Origin of the sequence: Pantoea sp. Mb-10, assembly GCF_021272205.1 — a bacterium.
Classification (GTDB): Bacteria; Pseudomonadota; Gammaproteobacteria; order Enterobacterales; family Enterobacteriaceae; genus Pantoea.
This window is the reverse complement of sequence record NZ_JAJSDX010000008.1, coordinates 70,970-96,910: the sequence shown is the minus strand read 5'-3', so window position 1 is coordinate 96,910 and position 25,941 is coordinate 70,970. Positions and strand designations below refer to the sequence as shown.

The 25,941-nt window shown below is 58.8% G+C and carries 17 protein-coding genes; 10 read left to right on the top strand and 7 right to left on the bottom strand.

What is annotated here, in order from left to right:
- Positions 1-7: 7 nt before the first annotated feature.
- The 3 genes from dppD (at position 8) to LU196_RS16805 (ending at position 3,149) form a co-directional block, all read left to right on the top strand.
- Positions 8-994, top strand: coding sequence for a dipeptide ABC transporter ATP-binding protein (gene dppD / locus LU196_RS16815; RefSeq protein WP_232760664.1), 987 nt, complete (start codon positions 8-10; stop codon positions 992-994).
- Entirely contained in the window at positions 984-1,994 is a 1,011-nt protein-coding gene (dppF, locus tag LU196_RS16810) for a dipeptide ABC transporter ATP-binding subunit DppF (protein WP_232760663.1), read from the top strand. The genes dppD and dppF overlap by 11 nt, the downstream gene beginning before the upstream one ends.
- Before the next feature lie 153 nt (positions 1,995-2,147).
- Complete coding sequence (locus tag LU196_RS16805; RefSeq protein ID WP_370641015.1) at positions 2,148-3,149, top strand: glycosyl hydrolase family 8; 1,002 nt, start codon at positions 2,148-2,150, stop codon at positions 3,147-3,149.
- Between the two features lie 1,142 nt (positions 3,150-4,291).
- On the opposite strand, the gene bcsC is transcribed toward LU196_RS16805, so the two are convergent.
- From bcsC to bcsR, 5 genes are read right to left on the bottom strand one after another with little or no spacing between them, the layout of a single operon-like run.
- Positions 4,292-7,690 carry a cellulose synthase complex outer membrane protein BcsC gene (gene bcsC, locus LU196_RS16800; protein WP_232760662.1) on the bottom strand — a complete coding sequence of 1,133 codons (3,399 nt, stop codon included), beginning with the start codon at positions 7,688-7,690 and terminating at the stop codon, positions 4,292-4,294.
- On the bottom strand, positions 7,683-9,980 hold the full coding sequence (gene bcsB, locus LU196_RS16795) for a cellulose biosynthesis cyclic di-GMP-binding regulatory protein BcsB (RefSeq protein WP_232760661.1): 2,298 nt from the start codon (positions 9,978-9,980) through the stop codon (positions 7,683-7,685). The genes bcsC and bcsB overlap by 8 nt, the downstream gene beginning before the upstream one ends.
- A gap of 15 nt (positions 9,981-9,995) precedes the next feature.
- The gene (gene bcsA / locus LU196_RS16790; protein ID WP_232760660.1) at positions 9,996-12,611 is read right to left on the bottom strand and encodes a UDP-forming cellulose synthase catalytic subunit; all 2,616 of its coding nucleotides are present in this window, start codon (positions 12,609-12,611) and stop codon (positions 9,996-9,998) included.
- On the bottom strand, positions 12,608-13,339 hold the full coding sequence (gene bcsQ / locus LU196_RS16785) for a cellulose biosynthesis protein BcsQ (protein WP_232760659.1): 732 nt from the start codon (positions 13,337-13,339) through the stop codon (positions 12,608-12,610). Before bcsQ ends, bcsA begins: the two co-directional genes overlap by 4 nt.
- On the bottom strand, positions 13,339-13,533 hold the full coding sequence (gene bcsR, locus LU196_RS16780; protein WP_232760658.1) for a cellulose biosynthesis protein BcsR: 195 nt from the start codon (positions 13,531-13,533) through the stop codon (positions 13,339-13,341). The genes bcsQ and bcsR overlap by 1 nt, the downstream gene beginning before the upstream one ends.
- 190 nt (positions 13,534-13,723) lie before the next feature.
- Here bcsR and bcsE point away from each other — a divergent pair, with 190 nt between their 5' ends.
- The 6 genes from bcsE to LU196_RS16750 all read left to right on the top strand — a co-directional run bounded on the left by bcsE (position 13,724) and on the right by LU196_RS16750 (position 22,548).
- The gene (bcsE, locus tag LU196_RS16775; RefSeq protein ID WP_232760657.1) at positions 13,724-15,271 is read left to right on the top strand and encodes a cellulose biosynthesis protein BcsE; all 1,548 of its coding nucleotides are present in this window, start codon (positions 13,724-13,726) and stop codon (positions 15,269-15,271) included.
- Positions 15,268-15,459, top strand: a complete 192-nt coding sequence (gene bcsF / locus LU196_RS16770) for a cellulose biosynthesis protein BcsF (protein WP_232760656.1) — start codon at positions 15,268-15,270, stop codon at positions 15,457-15,459. The genes bcsE and bcsF overlap by 4 nt, the downstream gene beginning before the upstream one ends.
- A complete protein-coding gene (gene bcsG, locus LU196_RS16765; RefSeq protein WP_232760655.1) occupies positions 15,456-17,096 on the top strand; it encodes a cellulose biosynthesis protein BcsG in 1,641 nt (546 codons plus the stop codon). Before bcsF ends, bcsG begins: the two co-directional genes overlap by 4 nt.
- Before the next feature lie 180 nt (positions 17,097-17,276).
- Entirely contained in the window at positions 17,277-19,286 is a 2,010-nt protein-coding gene (hmsP, locus tag LU196_RS16760) for a biofilm formation regulator HmsP (protein ID WP_232760654.1), read from the top strand.
- A gap of 230 nt (positions 19,287-19,516) precedes the next feature.
- Positions 19,517-20,797, top strand: coding sequence for a dicarboxylate/amino acid:cation symporter (locus tag LU196_RS16755; RefSeq protein WP_232760653.1), 1,281 nt, complete (start codon positions 19,517-19,519; stop codon positions 20,795-20,797).
- A gap of 245 nt (positions 20,798-21,042) precedes the next feature.
- A complete protein-coding gene (locus tag LU196_RS16750; protein ID WP_232760652.1) occupies positions 21,043-22,548 on the top strand; it encodes a pitrilysin family protein in 1,506 nt (501 codons plus the stop codon).
- A 146-nt stretch (positions 22,549-22,694) separates the two neighbouring features.
- On the opposite strand, the gene LU196_RS16745 is transcribed toward LU196_RS16750, so the two are convergent.
- Both LU196_RS16745 and LU196_RS16740 read right to left on the bottom strand, forming a co-directional pair.
- Positions 22,695-23,567, bottom strand: a complete 873-nt coding sequence (locus LU196_RS16745; RefSeq protein WP_232760651.1) for an alpha/beta hydrolase — start codon at positions 23,565-23,567, stop codon at positions 22,695-22,697.
- A gap of 358 nt (positions 23,568-23,925) precedes the next feature.
- Complete coding sequence (locus tag LU196_RS16740; protein WP_232760650.1) at positions 23,926-24,855, bottom strand: sugar kinase; 930 nt, start codon at positions 24,853-24,855, stop codon at positions 23,926-23,928.
- A gap of 281 nt (positions 24,856-25,136) precedes the next feature.
- On the opposite strand from LU196_RS16740, the gene pdeH reads away from it, so the two are divergent.
- Positions 25,137-25,910, top strand: a complete 774-nt coding sequence (gene pdeH / locus LU196_RS16735; protein ID WP_232760649.1) for a cyclic-guanylate-specific phosphodiesterase — start codon at positions 25,137-25,139, stop codon at positions 25,908-25,910.
- The last annotated feature ends 31 nt before the right edge of the window (positions 25,911-25,941 follow it).

Sequence of the window (25,941 nt, the reverse complement as noted above, 5' to 3'; positions counted from 1 at the left end):
CACCGAGATGGCGTTATTAAATGTAGAAAAATTGTCGGTGCACTTCGGCGACGAAAAAGCACCGTTCCGTGCGGTGGACCGCATCAGTTATCGCGTTGAGCAGGGACAAGTGCTGGGTATCGTGGGCGAATCCGGCTCCGGTAAGTCGGTGAGTTCCCTGGCGTTGATGGGGCTGATTGATTATCCCGGTCGGGTGAAGGCGGAAAAACTGCTGTTCTCCGATCGCGACTTGCAAACCGTCTCTGAAAAAGAGCGCCGCCAGCTGGTGGGGGCGGAAGTGGCGATGATTTTCCAGGATCCCATGACCAGCCTGAACCCCTGCTATACCGTGGGCTTCCAGATCATGGAAGCGCTTAAGGTGCATCAGGGCGGTAACAAGCGTACGCGTCGACAGCGTGCCATCGACCTGCTGGATCAGGTTGGTATTCCCGATCCCGCTTCGCGTCTGGATGTGTATCCGCACCAGCTTTCGGGCGGCATGAGCCAGCGCGTGATGATCGCCATGGCCATCGCGTGCAAGCCCAAATTGCTGATTGCCGATGAACCTACCACGGCGCTGGACGTGACCATTCAGGCGCAAATCATCGAACTGCTGCTGGAGCTCCAAAAGCAGGAGAACATGGCGCTGATTCTGATCACGCACGATTTGGCGCTGGTCGCGGAAGCGGCACAGCACATCATTGTGATGTACGCCGGACAGGTGGTAGAGAGTGGCAAAGCGGTCGATATTTTTAAAGCGCCGCGCCATCCGTATACCCAAGCGCTGCTGCGTGCGCTGCCGGAGTTCGCGGTAGACAAGGCGCGACTGGCCTCGCTGCCGGGCGTGGTGCCGGGCAAATACGATCGTCCATCCGGCTGCTTACTCAATCCGCGCTGCCCCTACGTGACCGATCGCTGCCGTACTGAAGAGCCTGAACTGCGCGACATTCCAGGGCGTCAGTCTAAATGTCATTTCCCACTGGATGATGCCGGGAGACCCACCTATGAGTCTTGATACTACACAGCAGAATTACCTGCTGCAGGCGATTGACCTGAAAAAACACTACCCGGTGAAGAAAGGCCTGTTTGGCCAAGAGCGTCTGGTTAAAGCGCTGGATGGCGTCTCCTTTAACCTTGAGCGCGGTAAAACGCTGGCGGTGGTTGGCGAATCCGGCTGTGGTAAGTCCACCCTTGGCCGCCTGCTGACCATGATTGAAACGCCAACCGAAGGCCAGCTTTACTGGCACGGTCAGGATCTGCTCAAGCACGATCCCCAGGCGCAGAAGCTGCGTCGCCAGAAAATTCAGATCGTGTTTCAGAACCCCTACGGTTCACTGAATCCACGCAAGAAAATCAGCCAGATCCTGGAAGAGCCGCTGGTGATCAATACCACCTTAAGCAAAGCCGAACGCCGCGAAAAAACGCTGGAGATGATGGCGAAGGTGGGCCTGAAAACCGAGCATTACGATCGCTACCCGCACATGTTCTCGGGCGGACAGCGTCAGCGTATCGCGATTGCGCGCGGCCTGATGCTCGATCCGGACGTGCTGATTGCTGACGAACCGGTTTCTGCGCTCGATGTGTCGGTGCGGGCGCAGGTGCTTAACCTGATGATGGACTTGCAGCAGGACTTGGGCTTGTCCTATGTGTTTATTTCACACGATCTCTCGGTGGTGGAGCACATTGCGGATGAAGTGATGGTGATGTATCTCGGTCGCTGCGTAGAAAAAGGCAGCAAAGAGGCGATTTTCAGCAATCCACGCCATCCGTATACGCAGGCGCTGCTGTCAGCCACGCCTCGCCTGAATCCGGACGACCGTCGCGAACGCATTAAACTCACGGGCGAGTTACCAAGTCCGTTGAATCCGCCGCCAGGCTGTGCGTTTAACGCGCGCTGCCGCCGTCGTTTCGGCACCTGCGTTCAGCTGCAGCCAAAATTGCAGCAGTACGGCGAACAGCAGATCGCCTGTTTTGCCGTGGATCAGGACGAAAACCAGGGATTGCCGATGCGCTAATCGGGCGTCAAACACAGCGAAAGGCTCCTGCGGGAGCCTTTTTTATTGCGATACGCTGAGGAAACCGCGATCTTCTCTCCTGTTGTATATTTCAAGAACGTCACGGCCATACGCTGCGTCCCCTGACGCACGGTTAATCAATAGGATGCTGCAATGAAGATGATGCGCTTCGGGTGTCAATGGATGCTCGGTTTCATGATGATGTGCATGAGTGCCCACGCGCTGGCGGACGGCTGGAGCAGCTATAAAAGCCGCTTTTTACAGCCGGATGGCCGCATTATTGATACCGCTAACCACAACGTTAGTCATACCGAAGGACAGGGCTACGGGATGCTGCTGGCCGTCGCCAATCACGATCGTCCCACCTTTGATTTGCTGTGGCAGTGGATGCGCACGCATCTGCGTAATGCGGATAACGGGCTATTTTACTGGCGCTATACGCCAGAGGCTGCCGATCCCGTAGCGGATAAGAACAACGCTTCCGACGGCGATGTGCTGATTGCCTGGGCGCTGCAGCGTGCAGCACGGCAGTGGGGCGGAGAGTATCAGGCGGCCTCTGATGCGATTCAACGCGCCATCCTGGCGCATAACGTGACGACTTACGCCGGGTATCGGGTCATGCTGCCGGGTGCGCAGGGCTTCAATAAAACCGACTATGTGGTGCTCAACCCCTCCTATTTCCTGTTTGCCGCGTGGCAAGCGTTCGCCGAACACGGCCAGCCGCGCGAATGGAACCGGCTGATCGCAGATGGCATGGCGCTGCTGGGTAAAATGCAGTTCGGTAAAACCCATCTGCCGCTGGATTGGGTGGCACTGAACGCCGATGGCACGATTTCGCCGGCTGCCGACTATTCCAGCCGCTTCAGCTACGATGCGATTCGCGTGCCGTTGAATGTCTGGTGGTACGATCCGCGCAGCCCCCAGCTGGCACCGTTCCAGCAGCTGTGGCAGGGATATGGCCGTGACAACACGCCCGCCTGGTTTGATGTGCTCAAGAACACGGTTGCGCCCTATCCGCTGAGCGGGGGATTGCTGGCGGTCAGGGATCTGGTGTTGAGTGAGAGCGGGTATCTCAGCGATCGCCTGACGCCGGATCAGGACTATTTTTCCGCCAGCCTGCAGTTGCTGACGTGGATGGCGTATCAGGAAAATTAGCCGCAGGCAGCGGCACGGTGCCTCTTTCGTTCGCCATGGCACTGGCAGGTGCTTTTGCCGCAGGCAGCGGCACGGTGCCTCTTTCGTTCGCCAATGGCACTGGCAGATGCTTTTGCCGCAGGCAGCGGCACGGTGCCTCTTTCGTTCGCCATGGCACCGGCAGGTGCCTTTGCCGCGTTGCGGCGACCGAGCAGAGGGCGCCAGGCCGCGCCCTCTGCACTCCCCGGCCCTGCGCCAGCCCCACTCGCCGCTGCGCGGTGCCTTCACTCCCTCAGCCTTCCTGACGGACCGGCGTCGATTCGCTCCTGCTCAACGCCGCCTCTCGCGGCATCCATGCCGCTCGTCCTGGAAGCCTTCAGTCGTTCAGCGAGTGGGGATGGCGCTTCACACCCCCCGCTGCACGCCATGATTTTTTTCGCAGCCGCCGCGCGGCGGGAAGATTTTTTAAGGTGCATTCATACCGCGCGGCGTTAAGCAAAACCCTTCTTTACGTGTTTTTTCGCCTTTTAAGGTCACTGCGTGGCGGTAAGACTTTTAAGTACCATCCCGCCCGCGCGGTGTTCACCAGAAACCTTTTGTCTTCTGTCTTTTTCCGCCAGCCGCTGTCTTGGCAAACCGGTCAGCAGCCACCCAGACAACACCAGACAAAAAAACAGAAAAGACTCTTAAAGGCGGGGTTTGGAGCGCCATCCGGAGCGCCGAACGGAGCGTGACGGCCAGGACGAAGCGGCAGGGATGCCGCTGAGAGGGCGGAATGAGCCAGGGATGGCGAATCCGCGCGGTCCGTGAGGCCGTTGCGGCGGAGTGAGGGAACAGCGGAGGCTGGCGCAGGGCGCGGATTGCAAAGGGCCGCGCCCATCGGCCCTTTGCCCGTACGCCGCAGCGGGGCGGATGAAACTGCCGCAGGGTTAGCGGGCGGAACCCGCTCAGGGTTCAGTAAAGACCGGCATAGCGGGCTGGACCCCGCTCAGAATCGGCCCTTTGCCCGTACGCCGCAGCGGGGCGGATGAAACTGCCGCAGGGTTAGCGGGCGGAACCCGCTCATAGCCATGCCGGCATAGCGGGCCGGGCCCCGCTCACAAATCACCGGCTCTGCGGGCCGGACTCCCGCAGCGAACGGCCTGCGCCCTGGCCCACGCTCTTTATTTAAAATTCGCGTAGGGCTCCAGCGGCTGCGGCGGCATATCCAGATCGCCTTCCCATCCGGCCATCGAATAACGCAGGTAAAGCAAGCCGTGGCTTGGGGTGTAATCCTTCGCCTGCTGAATATCCATGGCCAGCCCGACAGACCAGTGCGCGGTGACGCGACGCTCGATCAGCGCTTGCAGGGTATAGCCGAAACCGCGACCGGAACTGCTGGATGACGTGGGATTCGACGCCAGCGTAAAGCCCGGATTCACCGGATAGCGCTGCTGGCCCTGCGTATGGGACTGCGACCAGGAGAGCGAACCGCCGAGGTCGAATGACCAATTTTCGGTGCGCTGGCGGTAGGTCACCGGCACGGAGAGCGACAGGTAGCGCTGCGGACTGTAATAACCGCCTTGGCCAAAGGTGTAGTCGCTTAAATCTTTTTGGTAATGCCACAGCATGCTGTTGAGGCCCACGGTGGCGCGGCGGTTATCCTCGTTGAGCAGCTTGTAGTAATAGCCCGCCATCAGCCGTTCACGGCTGTTATCCGCCACGTTTTCACCGGTGATTTGATGCGCGCTGATATCGGCCCAGACGCCGTGCGCGCCGCCGGTATCGTAACTCAGGCCAATTGCGCCGCCGGTTGCGACCACGCCGCCCCAGGTCTTACCGCCGTTTGCTGACGGATCGCGCGCGCCTGCGTAGGCCAGCAGCGAGCTGGAGATGGGGCGCCGTGAAGCGCTAAGCGTGACGCCAACATCGCGCACATCCGTTTTCCAACTCACGCCGCCGACCCAGTTTGTGACGGCAAAACCCAGCGGCGTGGTGCCGATATCACCCGACCAGCGGCTATTTTGCCAGCCTGCACCCAGCGCGATCCCTTGCTGGCGCTGGGTGAGATCGCGGCTGCATCCGCCCGAATTGGCATCGTTACAGCTGCCAAACTGCGCGGTGTTGCCGCCGTCCGTGGTGGCGAAGGTGCCCGCTGACAGCTGAACGCGATCGAGGCGCACAAAGCTGCGTCCATCGGCCAGCGGCGTTTCGGCCTGCAGCATCGTGGTGTGGGCGGTAAAATCAGAGGTGCCGCCGGTGCCTTTGTTACGCGAGTAATCCTGCTCCAGCGTCAGCGTGGTGTCCTGCTGGCGATAGAGATCGGCGGCGTCGCTGCGGATGCTGCGTTTGAGCCAGTCATCGGCGATGTCATTGCGCGTTAGACGCGTGTAGCTGTCGTTGTCCGTGGGCGCCGTGCGGCTGATGCCACTGGCCGCCATGGCGTCGGCGTAATCTTGCCGCGCCGCGTCCGGCTGCTGGCGCTGGGTTTCCAGCCTGGCGGCATCGCGGAATACCAGCGCCTTGCCCTGTGAAGGCGGCTCTGTGGCGGCGCGACGCTTGAGCGTGTCAAACAGCTGCTGCGCCTGTGCGCGTTCGCCGCTGTTTTGCCACGCCAGCGCTACGCGGCGGCCACGGTTGAGGCTTTGCTGTGCCACCGCGGCGGGCAGTGTTTCCAGCGCCTGGCGCGCCTCGGCAAGACGCTGCAGGGCAATCAACGCCTCGATGCGCCCCAGCGCTGCGTCGGCATTTGGCGCATCCTGTTGCAGCACGTGTTGATACCCGGCCAGCGCCGCAGAGGCGTCACCGCGCGCCAGTGCCCAATCGGCCAGCGTGATGTCGCGCCGTGGTGACGGCTGCTGCTGCTGTAGCAGGGCCACGGCGGCGGCCTCGTTGCCTTGTTCGCGCAGGGCATCCGCGCGGGCAAAGACTTTGTCTGCGCTTAAGCGCTGCGCCAGGGCGCGCATGTCGGCATCCCAGCGCGCGTCGGGTAGACGATGGAGGACTGCCAGCGCGTCGTCATTACGGTCGCCCGACGCCAGCCACAGCGCCCACGCGTAAAATGCCGCCGGATCCTGCGAATGTCGATCCGCCATGGTTTGCAGGGTTTGCGCGCCCTGAGCTTCTGCGCCGCTGTTGCGCAGCGCCCCCGCCAGACGATAAGCCAGCCAGATATCATCGGGCGTGGCTTGCGCGGCCTGGCGGTATTTCTCCACGGCTTGCGGCCACAGGCCCTGCTGGGCCAGCGCATCGGCCTCGGCCAGCAGCGCGCTGACGCGCATATCGCTGAGCCGACGCTGGGCGGTGCTGTTGTCGGGCTCCAGGCGCAGCGCCTGTTGCCACCAGCGCGCTGCCTCGGCGCTGTTGTGACGCGCCTGCGCCACATCGCCCAAGCCAATTAGCGCCCAGCTATCACGATTATCGAGCGCCTGCGCGCGCCGGTATTGCTGCTCCGCACCCGCCGCATCGCCTTTTTTCAAGGCTTCGTCGCCCGCATTAATCGCGAGCCAGTAGCGATTGGTTTGCAGCAGCGACTGCCACTTGCCGACCTGCGTACTGGCCTGTCCGGCCTGGATGGCCTTTTCCAGCCAGCTGACAGCCGCCGCACGGTTATTCGCGCGCGCCTGCGCCTGGCCCATTGCGCCCATTAATTCGGCATCGTTGGGGTTATCTTTGAGCGCGGCGTTCAAGCTGGCAATTGCCTCTGCGCCGCCGCCGGCATCCACCAGCGACAGGCCGCGCATACGCGCCTGATACGCCGGGTCGGCGAGCAGTTTTTGCTGGCGCGCCAGCTCATCCTGACCGCGCGTCTGCGGATCGCCGCTGGTGAAGACCTGCAGGTAGCGCTGAAGGCTCGCAACGCTGCTGGCGCTGACCGGCTGATTTTGTATCTGCTGGAGCCACAGCTCGGCAGCCGCGTCACGGCCGCCGTCGCGGTTCGCCAGCTGGCGCAGCTGCGTTACGGCGGCGTCAGGCTGATTGTTGTCGAAGGCCATGCGCGCCAGCTGCAGCTCAACGCCAATGTTGCCGGGATAGCGCTGCTCCAGCGCCTGAAGCTGCTGATAGGCGAGAGGCTGCTGGCCCGGCAGACGCGCCACCAGCCGCCAGTATTCCAGGGCGCTGTTAACGTCCGGGAATACACCATTGAACAGCGCGTCCCACGCCGCTTTGGCCTCCACGACATGTCCGGCGGTGGCCAGCAGGCGCGCCTCCTGCAGCTGCTGGCGTCCCGCATCGCTTGTCAGGCGCAGCGCCGTCTCCGATTCGCGCGTGGCGGCATCCTCGGGCGCTGCCTGTTTCAGTTTCGCCAACAGCGATTGCGCGCGCGCCACGTCGCCCTGGCGCAGCGCCATACGAATCTGTGCCGCCTGCACCTGAGGGTTATCCGGGTCCATCTTTTCCAGCCGATAGAGCGACTGCTGCACCAGGTCATATTTGTTGGTGGATTCACCGGTACGAACCTGCATCAGCAGCCACGCCACCGGTGACACCTGCGGCGCGGGCTCAGCGGCAAGGGCGATCGGCAGCCCCATCAGGCTGCTGCCCAGTGCCATGCCCATCCGCAACGCGCGTAGCTTATTCATCGTCATCCTGCCCGGCGAGACGACGGCGCGTCACGATGCGCATCAGACGCCAGGTCATCAGGGCAAACAGAATCACCACCGCGACGGCAAACAGCGCCAGCCACACCGGATGCGTCGCCAGCAGGGTCCATACGCGCTCCCACCACGGCAGATGCCCAACGTAATACGTGTCGCCCACGCGCACGCTGCTGACGCCGGATTCGCGCACAACGGAGACCGCACCGAAGATCGCGGCGCGTTTACCGCTGTCAAGCATGGCCGCGTTCAGCAGTTCCCAGCCGCGCGGGCTGTCAGCCATCAGCGCAATCACACTGCGCTGATCGTGGAACGGTGACTGGAAGCCCACCATTGCCCCGATGGGGCCGCGCGAACTGATGCCGGTTTGACTGGCCACCGCCCCATCGCGGCTGCCCTCGGTAGGCATAGATGCTGCGACGGCGCGGGTCGGCGTATTAAGCCAGCTGCGCGTGCCTTCAATCAGCAGATTAAGGCGGCTATCGTCACGCAGGGCATCCGGCAGGCGGCCAATCATCAGCAGATCGGCATCGCTGTTTTTGGCTTGATTCCAGTCGTCGCTCACCTGCACGCGCAGCGCCGGGTAGCCGGTTTGTGCGCCGATGGTGCCCAGCGTATTCAGCAGCGTGCTGACTTCACCGCTGTTGGGGTTCGGCTGCACCAGCACCAGCGTCTGGGCGAGATCGGCGTAGCGGCTATAGGGGAAGCCCGCGTTGGCGAAGGCGTTGAGCGACGGCATCTCGATATAGTGGCGATAGCCAGAGAAATCGATGCTGGAATTTTCGTCGATCACCGCATGGTGGTTTACCGGCGTAACCGTTTCGCAGCGCCCGTCGGCGGTGCCGCCGATAATGGTGTTGGCGTAGTCAAAGTCAAAGCGCAGCTGGTTCACCGCGCCGAGGCGCAGCGCCGGGATCGTCAATTCGCGGCTGCTGTCCTGCACGCTTTGCAACAGGGGAATGCGCATCAGCTGCTGTCCGACGGTACTTTTTGACGTCAGCGGATAGTCCTGCAGGAACTGATTATTCAGGTAAACCGCCAGGCGCGAACCGTCCGCCTGATTGGGCGAGGTGTAGCGATAGCTCAGATCCATATCGATGCCGCGCGCGCGCACCAGGAACAGATCGGGCGGCAGGTTCATGGTGATGCTAAGCGGATTAAGTTGTACGCCGTCGGCCTGCAGCTGGTTTTGATATTGCGTCAGTTCGCCAAAGCGCGTGCGGCGATCGGTGCGAACCCAGTTTGGTGCATCGTAAGGCTGACGCGCCGCCAGCTGTTTCACGCTGTCCACGGTGGCGGTATCGCCGCGCAGCAGCAGTTCGCCTTGGGCAATGCCCTGCACGGCGGTGAGCAGATCGTTGTCATCGCGGCCGAGCACCAGCAGCATTTTCTCATACGGATTGTCTGGCTGGCTGACCATCTCAATCGTCGGTTTCTCTACCGGCGGCAGCGTTTTAAGAAAGTCCGGGCGATGGTCGTTGGTGGCAAACACCACTGCATGCTGGCCGGTGGGCAGCTGGTTGAACAGCACCGGGAAGGTCTGTCCGCGCCACTGCGCTTTGCTGCCGAACCACGAGGCCAGAATACCGGCGGCGCGCTGCTGTTGCAGGCTTGGTGGTTGGCTAAACACCATCGGCAGCTGCAAAGGACGGTTGTCACGTGCGTCAAAGAACGGCTCCGGGAAGTGTGACAGATCGTTTTTCAGCGGCAGCTTTTGTAAGGTCAAATCGAGCGCGCTCTGTTTGCCGATGTCCAGCCAGATGGTGGTATTGGTCGGATTTTCACAGACATTCGCGTAGTGGCCCACCAGCTCCAGCCGCACGCGGTTGAAGTCGCTGATGAAGCGGGGATCCAGCGTGAGCTCAGTTTGGTTCTCTTTGCCTAACTGATCGGCGGTGATCGTCACCAGACCCACCAGCTCATCGTTGAGGTACACCTTAAGCTGAGAAAGCGTAGGCAACAGCGCCGGGGAAGGGCGATAGTTCAGCGTGAGCTGCGCGCGGGTGACCACCTCGTCACTGCGCACGCCAAACTCAATTTGATTGGTGTTTTGCGTGCCGCGCAGTGTCATGCTGCCAGGCGGCGGGGCAACCTGCGCAAACGGCAGCTGGCTGTCGCGCAGGGGAGCCGAACTGTCGAGCGGTTGACTGGCCGCCGGCTGCGCGGTCTGCGCGTCGGAGCGCATCGCATCGGGCGTCAGGGAGGGCAGCGCGGCTTGGACCAGCGTTGTGGTGCCCAGCAGCAGGGCAGTGAACCAGCTCAATTTTCTTGTCATGGTCATATCATCAATTTATGAAAAATCGGTTTTAGGCGCGGCAGGCTGTCGCGTCACGCCCTTGGGCAATAAGCTGGCCAGCCAGCCCGAAAACGCCGTCAGTCCGCGGAACAGCTTGCGCAGCGGGGCCGGGCCATATTCAGCGAGGCGCAGATAACCTTTAAATCCCAGCACCATAATGTCGGCGAGGCTCTGCACCGGTTTGTCTTCCGGGAAGCCGTCCTGCCACAGCGCCCACGTATCGGCGCGGGCAAAGGTGCACTGGATAAATTCAATGTGCTGGCGTGTGGTGAGCTGGTGTAAGCGGATCCCGGCGCGGCGGCCAAACACGCGTTGAACCTGACACGGGAAGCTGAATTCCTGCTGACCGCGCCGGAGCAGCAACCAAACGGACTCATTCTCTTTCAGCGCACCGGCTTCACGCAGCTCGACGCCCACGCCACCGTCGGAGTAGTCACGCAGCGTGCACGGCACCATATGACCATCCTGACGCGCCAGCGCCGCAGGCATAGCGATTTCCACGCGATGCGCCTCACGAATTTGCCGCGCTTCCACCGAAACCGCCACGGCGCCGCCGAGGATGATCATGTTGTAAATCACCCAAACCAAACTGACCCAGATCGTCAGGATTTCATTGGCAGGCCCATAAGCCATGCGCCAGAACGCCATAATGACGCCTGCGACATTAAGCAGGACCAGCATCATGTAGGGCTTGGTGATGACCCAATCGAGATGGCGCGCCTCGACCAAACCGCCTTTGGCGGTGACGTTGAATTTGCCTTTGTGCGGATTAAACAGCGCCACCGTGGTGGGCCGTGCGATGTACCACGCCAGCACGGTCTCATACACTTCACTCCAGAACGAGTGACGCCAGCGCCCCTGAATGCGGGAGTTGGTCATGCTGGTGTGCAGCATGTGCGGCAGCACGTAGATGGCGATCGCCAGCGCGGGCGCGTAAATGATGTACGCGTGAAACAGCAGAAACGCCAACGGCGCCAGCAAAAAGATCAGTCGCGGAATACCGGCAAGGAAGTGCAACATGGCGTTGGCGTAGCAGAGGCGCTGAACCAGCTTAAGCCCTTTGCCAAACAGTGGGTTGTCCAACCGGAAGATTTGCACCATGCCGCGCGCCCAGCGAATACGCTGACCAATGTGCGCGGATAAACTTTCGGTTGCCAGCCCTGCTGCCTGTGGAATGCGAATATAGGCGGAGGTATAGCCTTTGCGGTGCAGGCGCAGCGAGGTGTGCGCATCTTCCGTAACGGTTTCAACCGCAATACCCCCGATTTCATCGATGGCCGTGCGGCGCAAGATAGCGCAGGAGCCGCAGAAGAAGGCCGCATCCCACGTGTCGTTACCGTCCTGCACCAGGCCGTAGAACAGCGAACCCTCATTGGGCGTTTGACGGAAGCGGCCAAGGTTGCGCTCAAACGGATCGGGCGAGAAAAAGTGGTGCGGCGTTTGCAGCATCGCCAGGCGTGGGTCTTTCAGGAACCAGCCCATGGTCAGCTGCAGGAAGGAGCGCGTTGGCACATGGTCGCAGTCAAAAATGGCGACAAATTCACTGCGGCAGACGCTTTTCAGCGCGTGGTTGATGTTGCCCGCTTTGGCATGTTCATGCGTAGCACGTACGACATAATGCACGCCGACGCTGGCGGCAAACTCGCGGAAGGCATCGCGGGTGCCGTCGTCGAGAATATATATGTTGATCTTGTCCCGCGGCCAGTCGATACCCAGCGCGGCATAGACGGTGGGTTTTACCACGCTCATGGGCTCGTTGTAGGTTGGGATCAGGATATCCACCGTAGGCCATGTGGTGATCTCGGGCGGCATGGAGACTGGCTGGCGATTCAGCGGCCAAAGCGTCTGGAAATAGCCCAGCACTAATACGGTCCATGCATAGGTTTCGGCGCCAATGAGCAGCAGGCCAAAGATCAGGCTCAGCGGATCGTCCCAGTTCAGCGTTTCGGTATAGCGCCACCACAGGTAGCGGCACGAGACGGTGAGCGACAGCACAATCAGCATCATGGTGGAGAAGCGGCCCGGTACGCGACGCACCAGCATCGCCAGGCCCCACAGCAGCAGCACAAACACAAATTGCGTCGCAATGGTAAACGGCTGTGATACACACAGCAGCGCGAGCAGGGCGGTGAACAGCGACACCACAATAAACCCCGCCTGACGCACGCGGCGCGGCAGACGCTGCAGCTGGCGTTCTGCCCGTTCGGGCACGCCGGTATGGAGAATGCGATCGGGGAGCTTACCAAGCCACTGGTTAAACCACTGGCGCCAGCGGAACAGTGGGCCAAAGGCGTTCAGGCGTTGACGCTCGCTGCGCGGGCTGGCGTCGAGCGGCAGCACCAGCATTAACCACAGCGTTTGCAGCGTATAGCGCAGGGGGTCCAGCGGACGCGGGCGCAGCGGCGAAATGTGCGGATAATAGCGCGCACGCTGCTGCAAAATACGCTGCCAGGCGGGCGTCTCCAACCGCAACAGCGTCCAGGCCAAAACGCACCACAGCAAGTGGAGCGCGGTGGTCAGGCGTCCAGCCCCGTGCTGACGCGCGGCGTGGGCGCGCTGCTGCAACGCCTGCCACGCCTGCGGCATCAGCAACCAGCGAAGCGGATTCACGCCGCACCTCCGGCGACGTTTAACATCAGCCAGTTCGCGAGGGTGTTGATCTCTTCGCTGACCAGCGCGTGCGGACGGTATTCGCCTACCGGCTGTTTCATCATGGGCGCTTCGGCCAATGCTTCGTCGCGATGAATCACCTGCGGAATAAGGTTTTTCAGCGCACGCAGCCAGAATTGATGCAGATCCTGCTGCAGCTGACTGTTGGCATTGAACTGGTTAATCAGGAACAGCGTATTCGACGCAAAGCGGGCGTGCTGCAGGCGCAGCTGGCAGTTGGCATCCAGCGTCAATAATTGCAGCAGGCGATCCACGGCGGGCAGGAACGCCTGCTGCCACGGCAAGAGATCCGCCGGAAGGTCGAGAATCACCCACTGATACTGTTTTTTCAGCGCCGGAAGTGCCTGGAGTAGCGATGTGGCGGCGCGTTCGTCAACAGTGGACATACTTAACGATGATTGATGACTTAGCGTGCCGAACGGCAAAAAATCGAGTCCCGGTAGATAGCGCTGCGCGGCTTGTTGCCACGGCTGCTGGCTGAGCTGCGCAGTAGCCCAGCCGTGCGGTGAGCTCAGCGGCAGGTTAAAGTGTGCAGCGAGTTGATTTGCAGGGGAAAGATCGATCAACAGCACCGATTCCTGCAGCGCGTTGAACGCCCAGCCCAATGCCGCGCTCAGGGATGTCGCACCGGCACCGCCGCGCAGACCCTGCAGGGCAATAACGGCCATTAACGTTCACTCTCCTGCTGGTGCTGTATTTCTTGCAGGAGTGGCCAGCGCGATAACAGGCGCTGTAAGCGTTCTTCGCGCGCGATATCAATATAGTGAAACGCCTTGATAGAAAAGGCTTCGCTCAGTGCGCTAATGTCATCCTGATCTTCACTGGGCGCAGCGATCAGCGAAAAGGCATTTTCGGTTTTCATTACGTTATGCCACCAAAAAACTGCAACGGGAATGAGGGTTGCCGCTGTTACACGTTTAACCCCGATGAAATGCTGCCACTATGCAGAAATCAAAATGATTTGAGACAGCACAGGTTTTATTTATTTCAGCAGTTCCAATTAACGCCGTCTATATTAAACTAGCCTGGACGGTAAAGAACGCGAATCCTTTATGAAAAATATCTATGCGCTCGGCTTGCAACAGGTTCAGCAGGAATTAATCAGCCTGCAAACGCCAGGCTTTTATTGGCTGTCTATCCAGCGTCCAGAGGATGCGCGCGTCCTGCTGCGTCAGGTCATTAGCCATCAAAAACAGGCGACACTCGTAAGCGCCGCGGAAAGGCCGCAGCAGCTATTAACGCCCGATCCATCCAGCGGACCGTCGCGCATCCCTCTCTATTCCCTACCCGCAAATAAAAGCAGCCTGCATCATTTTGAACGCGACTTTGCGCGCGTAATGACGCCGCGTAACGGCTTGGTGATTTTTAACAGCGATGCCGAGTTGTGGAGTAAATTATCGCAGGATGAGCTGACCAAGTGGATTAAAGGTATGCGGCGTTTGTTATTAAAAAAACAAATGACGCTGCTAATGATAACGTCAGGAACAGCAATAATTCACTTGCGTAATCATCTTCAACGTTATTTTCGTCAGCTTGACGGCGTGGCACATTTAGATTTCCAGCAGGACAGTTGGCAATATCGAATTAACTGGTGGTACGCTGCCGACAAATTGCTCGCTGACCGCGCGCTGCGGCTAAGCTGCGCGGAGGAACAATTTAGCGCCATCTTTGAAGCCGAGCAGAGTACACCGCTGAGCCTTAACGACGAAACGCACTTCCTTGCACAGGCCGATGTGCTGGAGGGCGCGCCCCCCCTCTCCAGCCAGTGGCAACTGTTTAGCGATAATGAAGCAGTGTTTGCGCGTGCGCAGCAGGCCAATGCCGCCACCGTCATCTTTACGCTGGCCCATAATCAAAATATCAGCGCTCTGGCGAACATGGTCCACAGTTTGCGCCGCTCACGTGGCAATGCGCTAAAAATCGTTATTCGCGAAAAAAATACCAGTCTTCGCTACAGCGATGAACGACTGCTGCTGGCCTGTGGGGTCAATGCGATTGTTCCAACGGCGGCCAGCCTCTCACGCATGCTTACCATGCTCGAAGGGCTTCAGGGGCAGCAATTTGCGCGGCACGTGCCCGCCAATCTGTCGGCGCTGATTGAGGCGATGCAGCCGCTGCAAGAGAAAGGGTATCTGCCGGTGGCCGCGTTCTGTGGTGCAGTGCAGCAGTTAATGAACAACACGCTGCTGCCAGAAAATGACAAGGGCTTGCTGGTGGCGCTGCGCCCGGTGCCACAGTTGAAAGCGGTGCAGATCCTCACGCTGTGTAAACCACGTCGCTACGGTGATTTGGTCACGCAAATCAACGATCGCATCTATCTGTTCCTCTCGTCGTGCCGCTTCAACGATTTGAACATTGCGCTTAAATCGATTTTTTCGCTGCCGCACGACGAGCTGTTTAGTAATCGCATCGTCTGGTTTGAAGACAACCAGATTCTGGCCGAGGTGCAGAACATTCGACAGCTGACGCCAATTACGCAGCGTGAGGCGGCTGTTGAATCTGAGCAGGCCAGGCTTTCCCCGGTCACTGCGCCTGCCGAGCGCGAGGCGCGAACGCCGCAGCCTGTGACCCTTAACCTTGATGGAGCTCGCCACGAATGACGCTAATGGATTGGGTGCAGGTGGCGATCCTGCTGATGCTCATTTTACTGTTTCTGAAATCCTGGTTTGTGCGCTGGTTACCCAACAGCAGCAGTAGCCTGCTGCTGCGTTTGCTGCCGACGCGTGCGCTGAAATCAGAAGGGCAGTGGCAACGTCAAACAGCTAAAACGGATAATAAAGCCCCATGAGTCAATCTACTCCTCCAACGCTGAACGGTTCATTGTGGCGCGGTCTCGGCGGCTGGAACCTTTACTTCCTGATCAAATTTGCCCTGCTGTGGTACGGCTACCTTAACTTTCATGCGCTGAGTAACCTTGTGTTTCTGGCGTGGCTGCTGCTGCCGCTGCCATCATACCGCCTGCACCGCCTGCGCCACTGGCTTTCGCTGCCGATTGGCTTCGCACTGTTTTGGCACGACACTTGGCTACCGGGCCTCAACTCCATCATGAGCCAGGGCAGCCAGGTCGCGGGATTTTCACCGGCTTATCTGCTGGATCTCACGGCGCGCTTTATTAACTGGCAGATGATTGGTGCAGGCTTCGTGCTGCTGGTGATCTACCTGTTTGTGTCACAGTGGATCCGCGTTACCGTGCTGGTTTCGCTGGCGCTGATCTGGCTAAACGTGTTGACGATTGCCGGCCCGTCGATGAGCCTGCTGCCGGAAAAAGCCGCCACGCCGCAGGTTGCGCTCACCAATAAACCGGCGGCCGGCAGCGTGCCGGAGGGGCTCGATCAATCTGCTCCGCCCACCAGCGCCAATCTCACTGCCTGGCTCAATCGCTTTTATGACAGCGAGCGCAAGCGCGTTACGCACTTCCCCGAAGCACTGCCCGCGGATTCGCAGCCGTTTGATATTTTAGTCATTAATATCTGCTCGCTCTCCTGGTCCGATATGGATGTGGCCCAGCTGCGCAATCATCCGTTGTGGCAGCACTTTGATATTATGTTGAATAACTACAATTCGGCGACGGGCTACAGCGGACCGGCGGGCATTCGCCTGCTGCGCGCCAGCTGCGGCCAAACGTCGCACAGCGATTTGTACAAGCCCACGGATGCGCAATGCTATCTGTTTGATAACCTGGCGAAACTGGGCTTCAAGCAAGAGCTGATGATGGATCACACCGGGGTGTTCGGTAACTACCTAAAAGAGTTGCGCGAAGACGGCAATATGCAGGCGCCGCTGATGTCTCAGGCCGGCATTGCACCCGAACTGACCTCGTTTGATGGGTCGCCGGTGTTTAATGATGGGCAACTGATGCAGCGCTGGCTCGACGATCGCAGCAAAAGCAGCGATGCGCGCAGTGCTACCTTCTATAACCTGATTCCGCTGCACGACGGCACCCGAGAACTGGGCAAAACCGGCACCGCAGAGTGGCAGCCACGCGCAAAAGTCTTGTTTGATCAGCTGGATACTTTCCTGACTAATCTCGATAAATCGGGACGTCGCGTGATGGTGCTGGTGGTGCCGGAGCACGGCGCGGCGCTGCAGGGTGATAAAATGCAGATGTCCGGTTTGCGCGATATCCCCAGCCCGAACATTACGCACGTGCCGGTCGGCATTAAGTTTGTGGGCATGAAAGCGCCGCATCAGGGACAGCCGCTGACGATTGATACGCCGACCAGCCTGCAGGCGCTGTCGGAGTTGATCTCACGCGTGGTTGATGGTCAGGTATTCAACGCCCCGAACGTCAATATGGCGGTGCTGACCGACAAGCTGCCGCAAACGCCCGTGGTGTCAGAAAACGACAACGCCGTGGTGATGATGTATCAGGGTAAACCCTGGATACGCCTGAACGGCGGCGATTGGGTCGCCTACCCGCAATAATGCCTTTTGGCGCGCGGCGGCCTCGCGGGTCGCCGCGCGCCGCGCCTCTCACTCTCGTGTCAGGGATTATCTTGCGCGAACCCGCTATTTTCGACTTTATCCTGACGCCAAAAAAGTGTGATCTGGGATATACTTGCTGCGATTTTCATCGAACAGGTTACTGAGCCAGGAGAGGTTGAATTGCGCGTTAGTCGTTCCTTAACGATAAAGCAGATGGCCACGGTTTCCGCTGTTGCGCTGATTACCATCAGCGTATTTATCGTCATCCAGCTTTTTCACTTTGTGCAGCAGCGCAGAATCGACTACGCCCAGCAAATGGAGAATATCGCGCATACCGTGCGCCAGCCGCTCTCTGAAGCGGTGCTGAAAGCCGATATTCCGCAGGCCGAACATATCCTGAATACCCTGAAACCGGCCGGTATATTATCGCGCGCGGATGTGGTGCTGCCGAACGCCTTTCAGGCGCTGCACGCCGACTTCGTGCCGGAAAAATCGGTGCCACGCCTGGTCGCGCGTCTGTTTGAGCTGCCAGTGCAAATTACCTTGCCGCTCTACTCGGTGGAGCATCGCGGCTTGCCCAAGCCCATCGCGTATTTGGTGCTGCAGGCGGACTCGTCACGCGTTTACCAGTTCCTGCTCAGCACCTTGTCCACCATGATCACTACCTATTTGCTGCTGGCGCTGATTTTGTCAGTCGCGATCAGCTGGTGCATTAATCGATTAATTGTGCATCCGCTGCGCCATGTGTCACGCGAGTTGCAGGCGCTGCCGCCGTCCACCATTTTGACGCATAAACTCACGCTGCCGCCCAATCACCGTGATGACGAAATCGGCATGCTGATCCGCAGTTACAACCGCAATCAGCAGGTGCTGGAGTCGATTCATGATGAGATGAGTCGCATGACCACGCACTTTGCCGTCACCGATCTGCCCAACCGCGCGCTGTTTTTGGCGCTGCTTGATCAGCATATCCGCCATCAGCATCGCCAGCCGTGGGGAGTGATGGTGATTCGCATTGAGACGCTTCAGGAAGGCAATGGCGTGTTAAGCGACGATCAGCGCGATACGCTGATGCTGACGCTGGTCGAGAAAATTCGCAGTACCGTGGACGACCACACGCTGCTTGCGCAGACCGGGCCAAGCGATTTTGCGCTGTTAATGAAGCGTGCGCACACGCCTTTCCGCGCCCTGCGGCTGGCGCGTAACCTGATGCTGCGCATCAATCAGCCGGTCACGCTGCATCAGCTGCAGCTGCGTCCCAATGCCAGCATGGGCCTGGCGCTGTACGACAGCGACGCGATCGGTGCCAGCGAACAGTTGGACCGCGCGACCTCGGCGATGATGTCGGCGCGTCATCAGGGCAAGAACCAGATTCTGTTTTTCGATCCGCAGCTGACCGAGCGCGCGCAGAAGCGCCTCACCCAAGAGCACGACATTTTGCAAGGCTTGCAAGACGGCCAGTTTGCCCTGTTTCTACAGCCGCAAATCAATATGCAGACCGGCGAGCTGGCCGGCGCGGAAGCGCTGCTGCGCATGCGCATGCCGGATGGCAGCTATGGCTTATCGGAAGAGTTTATCGCCAGCGCGGAAGAGATCGGCGTGATTGCCGCGATTGGCCGCTGGGTGTTTGAAGAAGCGTGTCGCATTCTCGCCGCGTGGCAGAAGCAGGGCATCACCTTGCCGCTCAGTGTCAATATCTCGGCGGTGCAGCTGCGTGACGTCAGCATGGTCAGCCATTTACAAGGCTTGCTGGCGCTGCACGGCATTGCGCGCGGCAGTTTGGTCCTGGAAATTACGGAAACGGCGCAAATTGGTGACGCGGAGCAGGCTATGTCGCTGTTGCGTTCGCTGCAGCAAACGGGCGTGTCCGTGGCGCTCGACGATTTCGGCATGGGGTATTCCAATCTTAACTATTTGCACCAGTTTAAAGCGCTGCCGGTAGACAAGCTAAAGATGGATCGCAGTTTTGTCGCTGCACTGCCGAACGATGACACCATGGTGCGCATCGTGGCGGCCATCGCCGATATTCTTCATTTAGAAGTGATTGCCGAAGGGGTGGAAACCGCAGAGCAGCGCGACTGGCTACTGGCGCGCGGCATCACCCTTGGCCAGGGCTATTTGTATGCGGAGGCGCTCCCACTGTCTGCCTTTACTCCCCGCTGGTTAGAGAAGCCGTCCCACCCTGAATAGTTGCGTGATTTATTGATTTTTCTAATGAATTTTTGGCTGCGCGTAAAGCTGAAGCGTTTCAGTTCATACTTAGAGTTTTGTAACTTTTGTAAGGAATGTAAGGGGATACTAATCCTGTTAACAGGGTGTTATTTTTCGGCAATCGGTAAGGTTTTACGCTTTGAAGCGGCTTGCCGCATGCGTTCTCCCTAATAATGGCGGTGAATTCCGTCTCTACCTGGACACCTGTTATGAAACTTTTCAAAAGCCTCTACTTCCAGGTGCTGGTTGCCATCGGCATCGGCGTCCTGTTGGGACATTATTATCCTGAGTTAGGCGCACAAATGAAGCCGCTCGGAGATGGGTTTGTTAAGTTGATCAAGATGATCATCGCCCCCGTGATTTTCTGTACGGTGGTGACCGGTATTGCCGGCATGGAGAGCATGAAAGCCGTTGGGCGCACCGGTGCGGTGGCGCTGCTCTATTTTGAAGTGGTGAGTACCATTGCGCTGATCATCGGCCTGGTAGTGGTTAATATCATTCAGCCTGGCGCGGGCATGAACGTCGATCCTGCGACGCTGGACGCCAAAGCCGTCGCGGTTTATGCCCAACAGGCAGAACAGCAAGGCGTTGTGGCGTTCCTGCTGGACGTGATCCCGAACAGTGTAATCGGCGCGTTTGCCAGCGGTAATATTCTGCAAGTGCTGCTGTTTGCCATTCTGTTTGGTTTTGCGTTACACCGTTTGGGCAGTGCCGGTACCGTGATGTTCAACGTTATCGAAAGCTTCTCCAAAGTCATTTTCGGCGTGATCAACATGATCATGCGTCTTGCACCGATCGGTGCGTTTGGCGCCATGGCCTTTACCATCGGTAAATACGGCGTAGGTTCGCTGGTGCAACTGGGCCAGTTGATTATCTGCTTCTACATTACCTGCGTGCTGTTTGTGGTGATTGTACTGGGAGCGATTGCGCGCTGGGCGGGCTTCAACATCTTCAAATTTATCGGCTACATCAAAGAAGAGCTGCTGATTGTACTGGGCACGTCTTCCTCTGAGTCGGCACTGCCGCGCATGCTGGACAAAATGGAGAAGCTCGGCTGTAAAAAATCGGTTGTTGGCCTGGTGATCCCCACCGGTTACTCCTTCAACCTTGACGGCACCTCGATTTACCTCACCATGGCGGCGGTATTTATTGCGCAAGCGACCAATGCGCATATGGATATCTTCCATCAGATCACCCTGCTGGTGGTGCTGCTGCTGTCGTCGAAAGGCGCTGCAGGCGTGACCGGTAGCGGCTTCATCGTTCTCGCGGCAACCTTGTCTGCCGTCGGACACTTGCCGGTGGCCGGTTTGGCGCTGATTCTCGGTATTGACCGCTTTATGTCAGAGGCGCGTGCGCTGACCAACCTGGTCGGTAATGGCGTGGCTACCGTGGTGGTGGCGAAATGGGTCGGTCAGCTGGATGAGCAACAGATGAAGTCGACGCTTTCCTCCTCTAAAAAGGTAGCTAGCGCTTCACAAACCAGCATATAACCTGCAATTTGCGCTAATTTCCCAGTAAATGCCCGCTGTCACTTGCCCTGACAGCGGGCATTTGCATAATAAACCCCATTGATTTTTTTCCTGATTTTTTACCTCGTGGCGCGACTTCCTGACCTTATTGTGGTCAAAGAGTCTGTCGTTGAATAAACGTGGCGGTAATGTACCGCGCCGGTCGCATTCTTCGTGACCGTAAAGGCCGCGCTAACGAGCGTTTATCTGTTTGAGTAGGGGTTCACATGCAGGGCACCATAATTCGGCTTATGGCTGGCGGATTGATCCTTGCGGCATCCGGCTTTGGCGTACACGCTGAAACACTCCAGCCCGATCCCGCCTGGCAGGAAGGCAAACTGGATAATGGGTTTAGCTGGCAGCTGCTGACCACGCCGCAGCGTCCAAGCGACCGTATCGAGCTGCGCTTAATGATTAACACCGGCTCACTGGTGGAGAGCGCACAGCAAACCGGCTATAGCCATTTATTACCGCGTCTGGCGATGGTGCACAACACCGCGCTGGATACCAACCAGCAGCGCGCGCTGTGGCAGCAGGCGATGGATCCGCAGCGGCCTTTACCGCCCGCCATCACCTCTTACGATTACACGCAATACAACCTGAGCCTGCCCAACAACCGTCCCGAGTTGCTGAAAGAAGCCCTGAGCTGGCTGGCGGCAACTGCAGGGAAAATGGACATTAACGAGCAGGTGATCACCGCGGCGTTGGGCGCCACCGATCCGATTGCCACTTGGCCAGCCAACACCCAAGATGTTTGGTGGCGTTATCGCCTGAAGGGTTCCACCATGCTGGCGCACGACCCCGGCGAAGCCCCGCGCGCGCCCGTCGATATTGCCCAGCTGACGCGTTTTTATCAGCAGTGGTATACGCCCGATAGCATGACGCTCTATGTGGTAGGGAATGTGGACGGTCGCAGTATGGCGGAGCAGATTAACAAGGCCTTCTCACCGCTCACCGGCAAGCGTGCCGCGCCGGCGCCGCTCCCGACGCTGTCGCCGCTGCCAAACCAGCCGGTGAATTTAGTGAACGGCGCAATCAATCAGGATCGCTTATCGCTGGTGTGGGATACCGCCTGGCAGCCGATTCGTGACTCGCAAAACTTGCAGCGCTACTGGCAGAGCGATTTGGCACGCGAAGCGCTGTTCTGGCACGTACAGCGCGCCCTGGCCGATAGCAAGGCGCAAAACGTGCAGGTGGGCTTTGACTGCCGCGTGCTGTACCAACGTGCGCAATGCGCTATCAATATGGATAGCCCGAACGCGTCGCTGGCACAGAACCTGAATCAGGTGGCGAAAGAACTGGCGACTGTGCGTGATAAAGGGCTGCCGCAAGAGGAGTTTGATGCGCTGATGGCGCAGAAGCTGCTGGAGCTGAACAAGCTGTTTGCTACCTATGCGCGCACCGATACCGATATTCTGGTCGGGCAGCGTTTGCGATCGCAGCAGAACGCGGTCGTGGACATTGCGCCGGAGCAGTACCAGAAGTTGCGCCAGACCTTCCTGGGTGAACTCACGCGTGAGCAACTCAATCAGGAACTGCGTCAACAGCTGACGCAGGAGCTTACCATGGTGCTGATTCAGCCGCAGGGTGAGGCGGAGACCAACGTAAAATCGCTGCAAGAGAGCTGGGACAAGCTGATGGCGCCACCCGCCAACGCGCCTGCTGCTGAAGAGGCCAAGCCCGATACCAGCGGCAGCGCGAGTGCCGCGGAAGTCGCGCCGCCGTCAGCCTGATAAGGCGCTATAGGCGTGCACCCTGCGCTCCTCGTAAGCTTTAAACATCCCTCCCCAAAGGGGCTGATTCCCGGTCGCTTACACAGGTAAGTGACCGGGGCGAACCCGCGCAGTCAACGCCGCTGTGGCGCGACCTATAAAGGGGATCAGGTTTTGGCGCGCAGCCACTCTGTCACCAGCATCGGCCAGCTCGCGAGCGGATAATCCGCGACCCCGCGAATGCCAAAACCATGCCCGCCTTTCTGATAGAAGTGAATCTCTGTGGGTATCTTGTGCTCGCGCAAGGCGCTGAAGAACACCATGCTGTTGTTCACTGGCACCGTCTCATCATCGGTGGCGTGAATCAGCAGCGTAGGCGGCGTCTGGGCATGGACGCGCGTCTCCAATGAATAGGCATCAATCTGCTTTTGGTCAGGCCACGCGCCCAGCAGACGAGTGCGTGAACTTTCGTGCGCCAACCCGTCGCGCATACTGATTACCGGATAGATCAGCACCATGGCATCAGGGCGCGGGGAGAAGCTGTCTGCTTGATCCTGAACGGGATAGATCTTCTCGCCGAAGCGGGTACCCAACGAGGCTGCAACGTGGCCGCCCGCAGAAAAACCCATCATCACAACATATTTGCCGTTCATGCCGCGCTGCGCCCGTTCGCGCAGCACGCGCACCGCACGTTGCGCATCCGCCAGCGGCGCGTCGGGTCCTTCGTGGTGGCCATCGTACGGCAGGCGATACGTCATCACCGCCAGCGTATAGCCCATGGAGGTGAAGAACGTCGCGAGCGCGCTGCCTTCTCGGTCGATCAGCACGCGCTGGTAGCCGCCGCCAGGCGCGACCAACAGGGTAATGCCGTTAGAGGTTTCCGGGTGCCAAATGGCCATTTCCGGGCAGCGCACGCCCGTGGCGGCGCGGTCATAAGGTTCGTACTCTTTGGCAAGATCGACAATCTGCGGCTGCGCGCGCGAGTCACTTGCGCCTGGCGCATCACCGTGCGGCCAGATATTGATAATTTCTGTGTGCATAAGCCTGTCCTAACGGGAGGGTCATCATTTTTATGTTCGCGGCCAGCGTCACAGCGTCCTGCTGTTATTGATTAAAACATGGTCTTTTTTATGGCTGGCGTCCAGCGATGGCAGGCGGTTTTACGCAGTTTCGGACTATGCCTGGCGGCAATATTTTCTGACGTAATGCATTGAATTTAAATCATTCACTTAAGCAGACGTGAACCAAATGACACAGTAAACAGGCGCAGATGAACAGTGGGCGGTGCTAGCCAAAACTGACAGAATAAAATGCGCGATTAAGCCAAATTTTCCGTCTCGCTGCGTTAGCAAAAATGAAGGTTTTATTGCGGGTGACACCGCGCCACCCGCGCGGGGTTTACGGCATGGCGCTGCGGGGAATGATCGCGCCGCGGTGCTGGATCACCGTGCTGGCGATAAGATGCCCGCGCGCCGCGGCGTCCGCTGCACTGCCTCCGGCTAAACGCACAGCGAGATAGCCTGCACTAAAGGAGTCGCCTGCGGCGGTGGTATCAATGACCTTTTCTTTTGCCAGTTGCAGCGCCGGAATGGTCTGTGGCGGTTCATCGTCCACCGCGACCAAACAGGCTTCGGCACCGCGTTTAATCACGATCTCCTTAACGCCTGCCGCGCGCGCGCGGGCAAAGACCGCTTCCAGCGGCTGCTCGCCCCACAGCAGGTGCTCGTCATCCAGCGTCAGAAACGCGATATCGGTGTGGCGTAGCATCGCGGCATACGCGTGCTGTGCGTCGCGCGGGTCTGCCCAAAGTCGCGGACGATAATTGTTGTCGAAAATCACGTTGCCGCCATTTTGCCGACAGGTATGCAGGAGCGACATCAGCTTTTCGCGGCTCGCGGACGGGAGAATCGCGAGGCTTATCCCGCTGAGGTACAAAAAATCGTAGTGGACTAATTGCGCGCAGATTGCCTCAGACTCTGGGCCTTCCAGCCAGAAGCGGGCGGCCGCGTCGCTGCGCCAGTACCAGAAGGTACGTTCACCCGCATCGTCCGTTTCAATGAAGTACAGGCCTGGCATTTTATGGTCCAGGCGCTGAATCAGAGCGGTCTGCACATTCTCCTGCTGCCACGCGGCGAGCATGCTCTCGCTGAAACTGTCCGTGCCCAGCGCGGTGACATACGCAACCTGCAGTTGCTGTTGATCGCACTGACGCGCCAGATAAACGGCAGTATTTAACGTATCCCCCCCGAATCCGCGTTGGATGTGCTGCCCTTTCTCAGATAACTCAATCATGCATTCGCCGATGATAGCGATTTTTTTCTGCGTCATGGTCCGTGGCCCCTGATGAAGTCTGCTCCGAGTCTCGCGTCTGGTATGGCAGCTGTCAATAATATTTAAAACGGTGTTTTAATTTAACTTAAGGTGGCAATTTCGGCGTATAGCAGCGATTTAACGGAAAAAGTGGGGCCTTATTCAGCGATTAGCGGTGTATCACGCTGCTAAACTCAACAGCCCTGTGGTCGCTTTGGTTAATCAGTTATCCGGTATAAGCCGGAACTTGCCGCTAAGATACGCTTTGCAGGCAACCCTCCACCTATCAGGAAAAAACCATGGTGATGAAGAATCTGCGTCATCGGCTGCCTGTGACATTTGAACTGGAGCAACAAAGGGAGACGCGTCGCTTCTGGCAGCAGTGCCAACGATTCTATACCTTCCAGCCCATTTACCAGGTTTCCGGTCGCTTGCTGGCCATTGAATTGCTCACGTCGGTGAGCCATCCTGGCGCACCCGGAAAATCCCTGTCGCCTGAAGCCTATTTTGACGCCCTGACGATTGCACAACGGCTGAGTATCGTTGAGGAACAGCTGCAACTGCTGTGGCAGCACGCCGCGTTCTTTATTACGCATCAGCTGGTGGCGTCGGTGAATATTGACGGGCCGACGCTGATGGCCATCCAGCATCATCAGGCGATCCGTGCGCGAATTACGCAGCTCCCATGGGTGCGCTTTGAGTTAACGGAACACCATGCGCTGCCCCAGGAAGAGATGGTCGCGCAGATGCCCGAGCTGGGGCCGCTGTGGCTGGACGATTTTGGTTCCGGGATGGCGAACTTTTCGGCGCTCACGGAATTGCGCTACGACTACATCAAACTCTCACGCGAGCTTTTCATGCTGCTGCGCGCGACCGATGAAGGCCGCTCGCTGTTTTCCATGCTGCTGACGCTGATTAATCGCTACTGTAACGGCGTGATCGTCGAGGGTGTAGAGACCGAAGAGGAGTGGCAACATGTCTGCTCTTCACCGGCGATGGCGGCGCAAGGCTACTATTTCTCACGCCCACAGCCGTTTTCTGAGCTGGAAACGCTGGTACTCGCGCTCTGCTAAATCCCAAGCGCAGGCGTCTCGACTACAGTTA